This is a genomic window from Rickettsia endosymbiont of Rhinocyllus conicus, from assembly GCF_964026465.1.
Classification (GTDB): Bacteria; Pseudomonadota; Alphaproteobacteria; order Rickettsiales; family Rickettsiaceae; genus Rickettsia.
The window spans coordinates 846,668-859,455 of sequence record NZ_OZ032155.1; the positions used below are offsets into that span (position 1 = coordinate 846,668).

Below are 12,788 nucleotides of genomic sequence, written 5' to 3' on the forward strand. Positions count from 1 at the left end.
AATTAATCCTATCTAGTAACGTTAGTGCAGATGTATTATCTGTTAAAGTGAGGTGGCCCAATTTGTCTAGACTAAAAATTAAGATTTATGAGATATAAATTGTATTATAATTTTACTCAATAATTTTTGTAGAATACACCTGTTCTGGAGTGAGATATTCTAATGACTGGTGCATTCTTTTTCTATTATAAAAATTTATGTAATCAGTTATAGCATTTTTTGCCTCCTTGACAGTATTTAAAACCATCAAATATATTTTTTCTTGTTTTAATGAACGCCAAAATCTTTCTATAAATACATTATCTAGGGCTCTGCCTTTACCATCCATACTGATTTTGATTTCACGTTTAATTAGTTTATCTGTAAAATCTTTTGATGTAAATTGAGAACCTTGATCTGTATTAAAGATTTCAGGCTGACCATATTTTATTATTGCTTCTTCAAGTGCATCAATACAAAAGTCACTTTCTAAACTAATAGACACCTTCCAGCTCACAATATAACGACTAAACCAATCAATAATTGCTACCAAATATACAAATCCTTGTGCCATTCTAATATAAGTGATATCTGTACTCCATACCTGATTTACTTTAATAATTTCAACTCCTTTTAAAAGATATGGATATATTTTATGAGCTTGATTGCGCTTACTTAAGTTCATTTTAGGATAGATAGCTTCAATAGCCATTATTCTATAATAACGACTTACTGCCTTGCGACCAATTGTGATGCCCAATGGTACAAGGTGCTCAGACATTCTTCTTGCTCCAAAGTAAGGATGCTGTGTGTATATTTCATCAATCACTTGCATTATTTTTAAGTCTTTTTGGGTTAAGCCTTGTGGCTTGTAATAATAGCTAGATTTGTTAATAAACAGTAGAGTACATTGCCTAGCGATACTTAGATTACTACACTCTTTATCTACCATATTTTTTCTAATTGCCAAGTCCAAACAATGTAGATTTTTTTTTCAACCAGTCACGTTCAACAGTTAACTGGCCTATTTGTTCATACAATTGTTTTATTAAATCCTGATGATCTGGATCCTTAGATTGTGGCTTAATTTGAAAACCACTAATTAAATTTTCTATACCTCTTTTCTTCCATGCTTGTATTTGTGTCGGATGAACTCCATATTTGCTACTAATTTGAGCTATTGTCATTTCAGCTTTTATTGTTTCTAAAACTATCTTTGTTTTTTCTGCTGCACTATATTGTTTTGCTTTTTTGGACATATAATTTCTCTTTTGTATCTGAAAATTATATCTCATTCTAGCATTTTAGTAGTCCAGTTTTTGGGTACCATTATATTGCATTACCTGCGTTAAAGGTTACAGTTCCTGCTGTTAAACCAGTATTAACGTTAATTGTTCCTGATGGATTAGTGCTATTAACCCACCAATTAAATACCTGACATAATAGTTGCAAATACTAAAATATAATGTTAGAATGAAATAATGCTAAAAAAAGAAGATTTTAGGACATTATCAACGAGTGCACAAGCAGCTTTAAGAAAAGTTGCATTAAGAGCAATTGATAAAGGAGAAAAACAATCAGATGTATCAAATCTTATAGGAGTAACACGTCAGACTATTAGTAACTGGGTTAACAAAAGAAGAAGAGGTGATAAATATGCAATAACTGGCAAGTCTAGAGGAAGAAAGACAGGAGAGAAAAGAATAATAAATGAAATGCTGGGTAAAAAAATACAAGATTATATAAATCACTCTAGACCAGAAGATCACAATATCAAATCTGCACTATGGTCAAGAAAAGCTATTAATGCCCTGATTAAAAAATGCTGTGGTTTCTTTTTGCCATTAAGTACGATTGGAGAATATTTAAGAAGATGGGGATATACTGCACAAAAACCAAAGAAATTAGCTTATGAGCAACAGCCAAAACAAGTTCAAGTATGGCTAGATGAAGAATATCCCGCAATAGTAAAACAAGCACAAATGGAACAAGCTGAAATACACTGGTGTGATGAAGTGGGTATAAAATCAGAATGTCAGGTGTTACAGAGCTATTCTTTAAAAGGCAAAACACCCGTAGTTATTCATAAATCAAAACGATTTACTATAAATATGATATCAACTGTTACGAACAATGGTAAACTAAGGTTCATGTTATATGAAGATACACTAAAAACAGATATATTTATAGAATTTCTAAGAAGATTAGTGAAATCTGCAAGAAGGAAGATCTTTTTAATATTAGACAATTTAAAAGTACATCATAGTAAAAAAGTATACAGCTGGACAAATAAGCATAAAGATAAAATTTCTTTGTTTTTTTTGCCTCCTTATACTCCACAACATAATCCAGATGAATACTTAAATAATGACTTAAAAAGAAATGTAAATAGAAAACATATACCTCTTACAAAAGATGAGTTAAAATACAATCTTAAATCTTATTTACGTTGCTTACAGAACAATCCTAAACATATACAAAAATTGTTCCAAGCCGATGATGTTAAATATGCCTCTTAAGTCAGGTATTTAATTGGTGGGTTAATAAATATTCATATCAAAATAATTACCATATCAAACAGCTTGGCTTTTCATCACCGATTAGCTCAAATATGGGCTGGGGGTATAGTGCTAACTTAATTAAAGCTAAATCTACAAATTATAATGTACAAGTTAATCGTAATGGTGAACATAATGATATGGACTCTATTTGTATAAAAATGATGCATCAACAACTAAACAGTTCAATATTCAAGGTAGCGTGGTCTCTATTGATAAGAATTATTATATGACAAGACCAATTACCGGAGGTATTGCCTTAGTTAAGGTAAGCGATATGAAAGATGTTGGAGTGTACAATAATAATCAACTAGTTGGTTATACAGATGATAAAGGTAAAATACTTATTCCAAACGTAACCCCTTATATTCCATCTGAAATAAGATTAGATGATGAAAAACTACCTCTTAATGCAGAGTTTTCCGATATTGCATTAAATATTGCACCAAAAACGAAATCGGCAGTAAAATTAGACTTTGGTATTAAAATTGTTAGAAGTGTGGAAATGACAGTATTTGATAGCAATAAACATTTCATGCCTCTTGATAGCACTGTCACTATTGAAGGAGTAGATGAGCAATTATTTGTTGGTTACAATGGAAAAGTTTATATAAATGATATAAAAAATCTTGAAGTATTAAATGGTTCTATCTGTAATGAAAATGTAGAAAATAGTAAATGTTGCCATTTTAGTTTACCCGTTAATAAAGATTTAAATGATCCGATAATTGATTTAGGTGAGATAGTATGCGAATAAGATATTTGGTTGCAGTGTGTTTAATTAGTTTAGCTTTATCAGGTCAAACCATGGCAACGTGTAGCGTATCTGTACCAACTGTGGGATTTGGTAATGTTAGTACGTCGTCTAGCAAAACTACTTCAGTTACGGCTTCAGTCACTTGTAGTGCTTTAATTTCATTAATTGTGAGCTATACCTTAAAATTTAGTACCGGTTCAGCAAATATTTATAATCCGAGAAATATGCTTAACGGCAGTAATAAGCTAACCTATAATTTATATAAAGATGCTGCTCATAGTCAAATACTTGGTAATGGAACAAGTAGTACAGTAACAATTCAAGATAGCTATTTGCTTGCCCTTGGACCGGTTACTAGAAATTATACTATATATGCAAGCCTGCCTGCTCAACCTCTTGCTAATGTTGGTAATTATCAAGATACTATTACTGTAACTTTAACCCAGCCATAATTTCGAAAGATCATTGTAAGGAAAAACTGGCGTTGTTGCGTGGATCAATTTTTCCGTCATTGCCACGCTCATTTCATTCGCTCGCAATGACGATTTGGTATCCACGTAACAATGTCGTATAAACCACGGGATGATGGGAGGAAAATCGTGCTGTGCAACAACGCTTTTAATTGTTTGCAATGTCTATTGTATTAATGATTCAAATTCTTTAACTACTGCTTGATAAAGCTTACGTTTGAATGGAATAATAATTGATAGTAATTCATCAAGTGATGCCCAACGCCATTCGTCAAATTCTGGATTAAGAGTGTTTATATTAATATCTTCATTAGTGCCGGTGAATCTAATTAAAAACCAGCGTTGTTTCTGTCCGCGAAAATTACCGTCCCATAATTTAGGAATTAAAAAACTTGGTACATCGTAACTATACCAGCATTTACTTTCAGCAATTATATATCCTTTGCTGCTTCCTATTTCTTCTAACATTTCACGCATAGCTGCAATACTTGGGGTTTCGCCAGGTACTATTCCACCTTGCGGCATTTGCCATGCAGAGATTTTAGTATCTATTCGCTTACCAACAAATATTTTATTATCGGCGTTTAATATCATCATACCAACGCCTGGTCTATAAGGTAATGCTAGATGTTTTTTAGAAGTTTTATTCATAATTATAGTTTTACAACTTTATTTTTACCAGTTGTTTTAGCTTCATACATAGCTTTGTCCGAGCGTTCAATAAATTCTTCAATTGACTCACCTTTTTTATACTCTGTAACTCCTATAGACACAGTCTTTTTTAAAGGTTCTTCTTGCTCGTCTATTTGAAAGTTCATGCTTTCTATTTTAACTCTAACTCGCTCTGCTGTATATATTGCTTGGTCAATATTTATATCATTTAAAAGTATAGTAAATTCTTCGCCACCAAATCTTGCTATTAAATCAGTTACTCTAAAGGTATTTTTTAAAATACGAGAAGTGGTTATTAAAACTTTATCTCCTGCTTGATGTCCATAAGTATCATTTACATGCTTAAAATTATCGATATCACACATAAGCAAATATAATTTCATGCCTTCTTTATTAGCCTTTTCGACCATTTGCTTAATGTGTACATCAAAATAACGGCGATTAAATAAACCTGTTAATCCGTCTTTAGCTGCTAAATTTACGCTTTGTTCTAAATCGTTACGTAAATTATCTTGATATTGTTTGCGTCTTAGCTGGGTTTTAATTCTTGCAGCTAGCTCACTTTCATCAATAGGATAAACAAAATAATCATTAATGCCAAGCTCAAATCCTTTCATAACTAATTGCATTTGATTTTCGTTTCCGTTTTCATCTTCATAAATTTGTAAAATTAATATTACTCCACTTATTTCCGGTTTGCCTCTTAAAATAGCTCCTACTCTTAAAGGATCTTCATTTTCAAGAGTACTACTAATTACTATAAGATCAGGTTTATATTCATTTATAGTATCTGTCTCTTCAGAATTACTTATTACTTTTACGTTAGATGTAATTTTAAGCAACATTTGTTTTATGTTTTTAGCTTGTACTACATCATCGTTAATTAGCAATATTTTCTTATCTGCAAAATCATCATGTATTTCAACATTAATACCACCAAGTAATGCATTAGTACTATTACGAATTTTTAACTCATCAATTAAGCTTTTCATTCTTGATAATGATTTAATTCTTATAAAAAGAGCATTATCATTAATTGGCTTTGTCAAAAACTCATCTGCACCAGCCTCTAGCCCTTTAACACGATCATCAACATCAGAAAGAGCAGTTACCATTACTACCGGTATGTGGGTAGTTTCAGGATCAGATTTAATTTTTTTACATACTTCAAATCCATCCATCTCAGGCATCATAACATCAAGAAGTACTATATCTACTTTTTCTTTTTTTAAAATGTTTAATGCTTCTTTGCCGCTGCTCGCTTTAAAAACAGTATAATACTCATTTAAAAGCTTTGCTTCTAGTAATTTAATATTCGTTTCTATATCGTCTACTATTAATATGTTTGCACTCATAAGATTAAATTCTTGTTTTTAAAGAAAATAATTTGTATATTTATATTTTTTTAAAGTAAGTTTAAGTGTAATAATATATGAAAATTTCAGCGAATTCAATTAGAACAGGCAATATATTAGTTTATAATAACGATTTATGGGTGGTAAGCAAACAACCTGAGCATACTCAGCCTGGAAAAGGCGGTGCTTATGTGCAAGTTGAGATGAAAAATCTAAAAACTGGTACAAAGCGTAACGAAAGATTTAGTTCTTCAGATCATTTAGAAAAAGCTGAACTTGAACAAAAAGACTGTCAATTTTTATATTTTGAAGATAATAATATAGTATTGATGGATAATCAGACTTTTGAGCAAATAAGTGTAAACAAAGAAATTTTAGATGAAAAATTACCTTTTTTAACTGAAAATATGATTGTTAAAGTCGAATTTTATAATGAAAAACCTCTAAGTATTGAACTCCCTGCAACAGTTATATTAGAAATTATTGAAACTGATCCAGTAATAAAAGGAGCAACCGCAACCGCTTCGTACAAGCCAGCAACCCTTGCAAATGGTGTTAAGGTAAAAGTACCTCAATATTTAGAGATAGGCGAAAAAATTGTTGTTAAGACTGAGGATCTAACCTATGTTGAAAGGTCTAAGTAACATTGTCATACCGTGGCTTGACCACGGTATCTAGAAAAATAAATAAAAATACTAATATTATAATTACTAAATGCAACCTATAACTAATTTGTTAATTAATTCACTGCGTAAAGCAGTTAAGTTTGTACATAGAGATTTTTTAGAGCTTGAAATGCTTCAAAAAAATCCTATTAGAAATGAAGAGTTTTGTAAGCGATCTTATTTAAGATTAAAAACTTTATTATGTGAAGAATTACAAAAACATACAAAATATTTATTTTTTCCTGAAGATCAATTTGATCCCAACAATAATTATGAAACTGTTTTTTTAGTCAATCCTATAGATAGTCCAAATAATTTTGCTAGAAGTCTTCCTTTTTTTGCTGTATCAATAACTTGTTTGAAGCAAAATCAAGATGTTCTAACGCCTGTTTCTACTGTTATATATTTTCCGGTTCTTAATGAGGTATATTACGCTGAAAGGGGTAGAGGGGCTTGGGTAGAAAAAAATGATTTAGGCTCTAATCATAAAGGTTTAAGGTTAAGGGTTTCTGATAATGATAATTTGGAAAATTGTCTAACAATTATTGAAGATTTAAAAAACAATAATTTTCAAGAGATTAATAACAGTAGAACTTTTGGTTCTTCTTGTTATGCAGCGATGCTTTTAGCATCAGGTAAGGCTGACTTAATATATTTACCATTATTAAATTTTACGCTATATTATTCTTTTGATCTTTTTATTAAAGAAGCAGGTGGTATAGTTGTAGATTCTAGTGATAAATTTATATATTCAAATCGTTACATTACTAGAGAATTAAAAAAATCTTAAGCAAAACATTATTTTAAATTTGCATTTTTAGCATTAAGATATAATAATTAAGCATGTTAATTGTATCTGTAAGTGTATTATGAAAAAGTTTGACATTGATTGCGATTTTGGAGGACAAAAGTCTAAATTTACCATTTATATAGGTACACCGCAAGATGGACATCACCCATTGCAGTTCCAATCAAAATGGTTATTAGATGAGAGAGGCGGTACTATTCCTGATGCTGTTATGGATGCAGTAAAACAGCTATATGATCTTTCGAAAAAAAATAATGTATCGTTTGAAGATTTGTGTGTTTATGCTCTTGGTACTGCTCAAGAAGCTCAAACCACAAGTAACGATGAAGATGAGACAGAAAGAGAGGATAATGATGATGAAGATAATAAAGCAGAACAAGCATAAATTATCAGCTTGTGGGTACTCAATGTCATCCCGTGGCAGCATTGCTTGCGTGGATACCAAGTCATCTGAGCTACGCAAATGAAATGAGCGTGGTAATTCAGAAAAAATAATAACTATAGAGATTAAAATGAAACAATATAACTACTTATTTAAAATTATTCACCGTGAAGGTTACATATTTATTGCTAGTTTTGCATTAGTAAGCTTCTTACTTGCTTCTTTCAACGAGAAGCTTGGTTGTATGGGATTTATTGCTACTGCTTGGTGTATTTATTTTTTCCGGAATCCCGATCGTTTCGTACCGATAGGTAATGATTTGGTAATAAGCCCTGCGGACGGGGTAATTCAAGAAATCAAAGAAGCCTTACCACCGGCAGAGCTAGGGCTTGGTGATGTCGAAATGATTAGAGTTAGTATTTTCCTAAATATCTTTAACGTGCATGTGAATAGAATTCCGGCAAATGGTAAAATTTTAGCATTGCATTATAACCCTGGAAAGTTTTTTAATGCTTCTCTTGATAAAGCAAGTGTTTATAACGAACGTCAATCTGTATTAATGGAAACAGAGCAAGGGCAAAAAATTGCTTTTGTTCAAATTGCAGGATTAATAGCAAGACGTATAGTTTGTGATTTAGAGGAAAGTAATGAAGTTAAAGCAGGCGAGCGATATGGTATAATTCGTTTCGGTAGTAGAGTTGATGTATATCTACCGCTAAAAACTGCTTTATTAGTAAGTAAAGGACAAACTGCTATTGGTGGCGAAACTATTATTGCAGATTTTGGACGCAAAAAGACAGCTGAATTACAGTTTGAAAGAAAGTAGAAGCAACCGTCATTGCGAGGAGTGGCAAAGCCTAGGGCGAAGGCAATCTCAGGAATTCTACTTTATGAGATTGCCGCACTCGCTCCGCTCGCTCGCAATGACGTTATAATATCATAAACCATATTTTCTTGAGTATCTGCATTGTTAAAAATTCGTAAAACTATAATATCTAAACCTGTACCTATAATAAAATTAATACCAAACTTTGTAACTCTGCTTGGCTTAGTAACTGGTATGAGTTCAGTGAAATTTGCATTAGATAGTAAATGGGAAATTGCCGTATATTGCATTATAGTAGCAGCAATTATTGATGGCATTGATGGAAGAATTGCAAGGATGCTAAATGCTACTAGCCCCTTTGGTGCTGAACTTGATTCTTTATGTGATTTTGCTAATTTCGGTATAGCACCTGCTTATTTAATATATTTATGGTCTTTCCAGCAATATGAGTATAAAGTATTTTCTTCAGCAGTAATGTTACTATTCATAGTATGTATGGCTCTACGTCTTGCTAGGTTTAATGTTGGTATTTATCAGCCAAAACAAGATAAAAAACCTGAGCATTTCTTTACAGGTGTACCTGCCCCTTGCGGTGCTTTACTTGCCTTAGTTCCTGTAATGATAGATTTTGAAATCGGTACATTATTAAATATAAATGTTCGTATTCATACTATAACAATTAATATATATTTAGCTATAATAGCTTTTCTCCTTGCTAGCAGACTTCCTACAATTTCAACAAAAAATCTAAGTATCAAGCCTGAATATTTATCGCTTGCAATGATTTTATTTGCTGTTGTTATCATAAATCTTATAATATATCCATGGTATGCACTGCCATTTATTGCAGTTATATATATTCTTTCTATCCCGTTTTGTTATTTCTTAAAACATAAATTTAATAACAATTAATTATGCTTGATGTATTAAAACAAAATATTCAAAAATATAGAAATCACCCATTTGCTAAATATATCCTCATTATAGCCCTTATAGTAATAACTTATTTAGGTTATAAAATTTATGTTTGGGTAAATACAGAATCAACAGATAATGCTTATATTGATGCTGATATTTCAGATGTTAGTGCTGAAATTAATGGGGTTTTAACTAATCTATTAGTGACTAATAATACAAAAGTTAGTAAAGGCGATTTAATCGGCGAAATCGATGATAGAGACTATAAAGCCAAGCTTGCAGCACTTGAGGCGTCTATTGGAGCTTCAGAAAAAAATATAGAGATTATTGATCAAAAAATATCTATAGGGCAGAACCAATTAGAACAGTCAGGCGAAAAACTAAAACTTGCCGCAACAAGTTTTAATATTGTTTCAACTGATTTTACTAGAGTACAAGAGTTAAATAAGGCAAAATTTGCCAGTATTAAAGCGTTGGACGATTCTAAAAATGCTTATCAAAAAGCAAAAACTGATTATAAACAAGCACAGCTAGATATAGATATCTCTAAGCAAAACTTACAGCTACTTGGGCTTGAAAAAGCAGCAGAACAAGAAAAGCTAAAAGAATTAGAAGCAAATAAAAAAATTATCTTACGGAGCTTGCAGAACACTAAGCTTATTGCTGCGGTATCTGGTGTATTTGGTAATAGTAGTTTAGAAGTAGGAAATTATATAACGCCCGGTAGAGCTTTATTCTCTATAGTACAAGATAATTCAATGTATATTCAGGCTAATTTTAAGGAAACACAAATTAAGAAATTTCAGCCAGGCATGAAAGTAAAAATCCAATTTGATGCTATTCCTAAAAAAACATTTTATGGAAAAATTCGTAATATTTCCCCTGCTACCGGTTCTAAATTTACCTTAATCCCACCTGACAACGCTACCGGTAATTTTACTAAAATAGTGCAGCGTGTACCTGTTTTAATTGATTTTGATGCCCCTGTTGCTAATTTAATCCCAGGTATGTCAGTAGTTGTATATATTAGAACTGATCAAAAGATGTCTACTCGATGAACTTCAAAAATTAGCTATGAATAGTACCGGACAGTTTTAAAAAAATGTTATATTTTATTCAGGTATAGGTGACCTTATATGTCATTCTTAGCTAGAGGCGGGAATCCAGAAAAATAAATATAAAAGCAGCAAGTTTTTAAAATTAAAAGCTTAGGTATCTTGCTTTATGCTGGATTCCTGCTTCCGTACAGTAGTGTCCGGAGAAAATTGGAGTATTATTAAAACCGTCATTGCGAGCGGTCGTAGACCGCGTGGCAATCCAGAAAAATAGTAAAAAATAACTAATTTTAGCATTTTTTTACTTCCTTGCTTCGTCGAATTACTTTGTAATTCTTCTCGCAATGACGAAAAAACCTAATAATAACAACGTTTATTTTTTTCCGGACACTACTGCACTTCCGCGGGAATGACACATAATAAAAACTGTCCGGTACTATCATTAAGTATACGTTCCGCTCTTCGGCTTACAGACCACATGTTCTTTTTCAAATAAAACTTCGTCTACCCAACTTTTCATTTATTAGGAGTATAATTATCTTTTCATATCCGTTATTTCTTTCTTCAATTTTATTACTAGGGTTTGTAATTTTTCAAATTCTTCCCTAGTAACATAATTACCTTTAAGTATTTTATCCTCAATCACGTCGCAACTTTTATCTTTTATATTATTTATTGCTTTATGTAAGACGCTGCTAGCACCTGTCGCTACTTTTAATAAATCATTTGTTTTCATTTAAAATACCTCAAGTGATAGAGCATGCAAGCCATTTTGGAATTCATCGGCAAGTAGGTTATTAATAGTGCGATGATTGGCAATTAGGCTTTTGCCTTGTAAAATTTCTGCCGAAATTTTTATTTTAATATGGCTGTGAATTCCATCATAATGACTAGCATGTTTATGACTTTCGTCTATTATTTCGCAAAAATGTGGTTTTAAGACACTTAAGCTTTTAGTTATCCTGTCTATTCTGCTCATATTTTTATTTTATTTATAGAAAAAATACCTTAGTATTCTTAGAATATATAATTTTATTATCAAAATGGCAATGTCAGAATTAATCACAGAATATAAAGTTTTACAAGCTGAAATGGATAAAATAGGGATGGGAGTATGTTTTGCTTGTAAATTATTGAATTATGATGAAATTGCATTCATAGAACCAAATAAGAATTTCATAATTCAGGATTTAGAAAAAATTATTGAAAATGTAAGCAAGGAGCTTGATATTCCTCTAAAATTTAGAAAAACAAAAAAAGACATAATATTATTTGTACTAGATATTACCGATTCTGATCTAATTAAAAGTTTTGCTAGAAAATTATATTTATCTTCCCAGCTTTATATAAATGAGGAGCGACCGGAAATCTATATAAATTGTTGTATTGCGAGTAGTGAGTTCCCAAAAGTAAGTGCTAATGCAGAAGAGATTGAGAAAATACTAAATATGTTACTTTCACAGAATAATAATTATTATTATCGTGAATATAACTCTGATGATCATGATTTAGAGAATATAAAAAAGTCTAATTTACAACTCAATTTGCTTAGACAAGCTTTAGCTAAAAAAACTATGCGATTTGCTTATCAGCCTATAATTGATCGCAAGACTTTGAAAGTACATTATTATGAATGTCTACTTCGAATACCGGATGAGAATGGTGTTTATATTTCTTTCGGTCCTATAATTCCCATTGCTGAAAATAAAGGATTAATTTTTATAATTGATCAGATCGTTTTAGAGATGAGTATTCACGAGCTTGTAAACAATCCTAATTTAATGCTATCTGTTAATATTTCAAATATTGGTACGACTGATGAAGCTTTATGGGAGATAGCAGAAAGTTTATTAAAAACTTATGATGTTCGAGATCGTTTAATTGTCGAAATTACTGAAACTTCTTTTAACGAGAATTATGATAAAATAAACGTATTTATCAATAAGTTACGTAAATTTGGTTGTAAATTTGCTTTAGATGATTTCGGCTCAGGCTTTACATCCTTTAAACAACTTCAAAGCTTGCCTATTGATATTATAAAAATTGATGGCAAATATGTCCGTAGTATTACAAGTGATGTACAAAGTAGATATTTTGTCGAAAGATTAATTAAAATCTCAGAAGATTTAAATATTGAAACAGTAGCTGAATTTGTCGAAAACGGTGAAATAGCTAAGTTTTTAATAGATCTAAAAGTAGGCGGCTTGCAAGGCAATTACTACTCCGAAGCAAAATTTGATAGGGCGGAGTAGTGTCATTGCGAGGAGAAACGCAGTTTCGACGCGGCAATCTAGTATTAACATTCTGAGATTGCTTCGGCGATGCTATGCATCTTCTCGCAAT

General features: G+C 31.3%; 17 protein-coding genes. 10 read left to right on the top strand and 7 right to left on the bottom strand.

The features are described 5' to 3' along the window. Nucleotides 1-112 precede the first annotated feature (112 nt). The 3 genes from AAGD54_RS04475 to AAGD54_RS04485 form a co-directional block, all read right to left on the bottom strand. The gene (locus AAGD54_RS04475) at nt 113-931 is read right to left on the bottom strand and encodes an IS3 family transposase (protein WP_341794310.1); all 819 of its coding nucleotides are present in this window, start codon (nt 929-931) and stop codon (nt 113-115) included. 7 nt (nt 932-938) lie between these two features. Then, nucleotides 939-1,238 carry a transposase gene (locus AAGD54_RS04480; RefSeq protein WP_341794311.1) on the bottom strand — a complete coding sequence of 100 codons (300 nt, stop codon included), beginning with the start codon at nt 1,236-1,238 and terminating at the stop codon, nt 939-941. Between the two features lie 70 nt (nt 1,239-1,308). Further along, nucleotides 1,309-1,431: a hypothetical protein gene (locus AAGD54_RS04485; protein WP_341795124.1), complete on the bottom strand. Its 123-nt coding sequence runs from the start codon at nt 1,429-1,431 to the stop codon at nt 1,309-1,311. Between the two features lie 29 nt (nt 1,432-1,460). On the opposite strand from AAGD54_RS04485, the gene AAGD54_RS04490 reads away from it, so the two are divergent. The 3 genes from AAGD54_RS04490 (at nt 1,461) to AAGD54_RS04500 (ending at nt 3,746) form a co-directional block, all read left to right on the top strand. Further along, nucleotides 1,461-2,498, top strand: a complete 1,038-nt coding sequence (locus tag AAGD54_RS04490) for an IS630 family transposase (RefSeq protein WP_341794233.1) — start codon at nt 1,461-1,463, stop codon at nt 2,496-2,498. Nucleotides 2,499-2,739: 241 nt separating this feature from the next. After that, nucleotides 2,740-3,294, top strand: a complete 555-nt coding sequence (locus tag AAGD54_RS04495; protein WP_341795125.1) for a fimbria/pilus outer membrane usher protein — start codon at nt 2,740-2,742, stop codon at nt 3,292-3,294. Continuing rightward, nucleotides 3,285-3,746 (top strand): spore coat protein U domain-containing protein, encoded by a 462-nt coding sequence (locus AAGD54_RS04500; protein ID WP_410526053.1) that lies wholly within the window; start codon nt 3,285-3,287, stop codon nt 3,744-3,746. The genes AAGD54_RS04495 and AAGD54_RS04500 overlap by 10 nt, the downstream gene beginning before the upstream one ends. Before the next feature lie 183 nt (nt 3,747-3,929). Here the strand turns inward: AAGD54_RS04500 and AAGD54_RS04505 are convergent, their stop codons facing one another. Together AAGD54_RS04505 and AAGD54_RS04510 are read right to left on the bottom strand one after the other, a co-directional pair. Then, nucleotides 3,930-4,415 carry an RNA pyrophosphohydrolase gene (locus tag AAGD54_RS04505; RefSeq protein ID WP_011477635.1) on the bottom strand — a complete coding sequence of 162 codons (486 nt, stop codon included), beginning with the start codon at nt 4,413-4,415 and terminating at the stop codon, nt 3,930-3,932. A gap of 2 nt (nt 4,416-4,417) precedes the next feature. After that, nucleotides 4,418-5,791 carry a PleD family two-component system response regulator gene (locus AAGD54_RS04510; RefSeq protein WP_341795127.1) on the bottom strand — a complete coding sequence of 458 codons (1,374 nt, stop codon included), beginning with the start codon at nt 5,789-5,791 and terminating at the stop codon, nt 4,418-4,420. Nucleotides 5,792-5,868: 77 nt separating this feature from the next. Between AAGD54_RS04510 and efp the strand changes: the two genes are divergently transcribed. The 6 genes from efp to AAGD54_RS04540 all read left to right on the top strand — a co-directional run bounded on the left by efp (nt 5,869) and on the right by AAGD54_RS04540 (nt 10,448). Continuing rightward, entirely contained in the window at nt 5,869-6,435 is a 567-nt protein-coding gene (gene efp, locus AAGD54_RS04515) for an elongation factor P (RefSeq protein WP_341795128.1), read from the top strand. Between the two features lie 70 nt (nt 6,436-6,505). After that, nucleotides 6,506-7,246: an inositol monophosphatase gene (locus tag AAGD54_RS04520; RefSeq protein ID WP_341789166.1), complete on the top strand. Its 741-nt coding sequence runs from the start codon at nt 6,506-6,508 to the stop codon at nt 7,244-7,246. Nucleotides 7,247-7,325: 79 nt separating this feature from the next. Further along, a complete protein-coding gene (locus AAGD54_RS04525; protein WP_341795129.1) occupies nt 7,326-7,649 on the top strand; it encodes a DUF2610 domain-containing protein in 324 nt (107 codons plus the stop codon). A gap of 127 nt (nt 7,650-7,776) precedes the next feature. Then, a complete protein-coding gene (locus AAGD54_RS04530; protein ID WP_341795130.1) occupies nt 7,777-8,472 on the top strand; it encodes a phosphatidylserine decarboxylase in 696 nt (231 codons plus the stop codon). 141 nt (nt 8,473-8,613) lie between these two features. Continuing rightward, nucleotides 8,614-9,384 carry a CDP-diacylglycerol--serine O-phosphatidyltransferase gene (gene pssA, locus AAGD54_RS04535; RefSeq protein ID WP_011477629.1) on the top strand — a complete coding sequence of 257 codons (771 nt, stop codon included), beginning with the start codon at nt 8,614-8,616 and terminating at the stop codon, nt 9,382-9,384. A 2-nt stretch (nt 9,385-9,386) separates the two neighbouring features. Further along, nucleotides 9,387-10,448, top strand: coding sequence for an HlyD family secretion protein (locus AAGD54_RS04540; RefSeq protein ID WP_341789168.1), 1,062 nt, complete (start codon nt 9,387-9,389; stop codon nt 10,446-10,448). A gap of 532 nt (nt 10,449-10,980) precedes the next feature. Here the strand turns inward: AAGD54_RS04540 and AAGD54_RS04545 are convergent. Both AAGD54_RS04545 and AAGD54_RS04550 read right to left on the bottom strand, forming a co-directional pair. Further along, complete coding sequence (locus AAGD54_RS04545) at nt 10,981-11,181, bottom strand: hypothetical protein (protein WP_341789169.1); 201 nt, start codon at nt 11,179-11,181, stop codon at nt 10,981-10,983. Continuing rightward, a complete protein-coding gene (locus tag AAGD54_RS04550) occupies nt 11,182-11,424 on the bottom strand; it encodes a BolA family transcriptional regulator (protein WP_341789170.1) in 243 nt (80 codons plus the stop codon). A 55-nt stretch (nt 11,425-11,479) separates the two neighbouring features. On the opposite strand from AAGD54_RS04550, the gene AAGD54_RS04555 reads away from it, so the two are divergent. Further along, nucleotides 11,480-12,697: an EAL domain-containing protein gene (locus tag AAGD54_RS04555; protein WP_341795183.1), complete on the top strand. Its 1,218-nt coding sequence runs from the start codon at nt 11,480-11,482 to the stop codon at nt 12,695-12,697. The last annotated feature ends 91 nt before the right edge of the window (nt 12,698-12,788 follow it).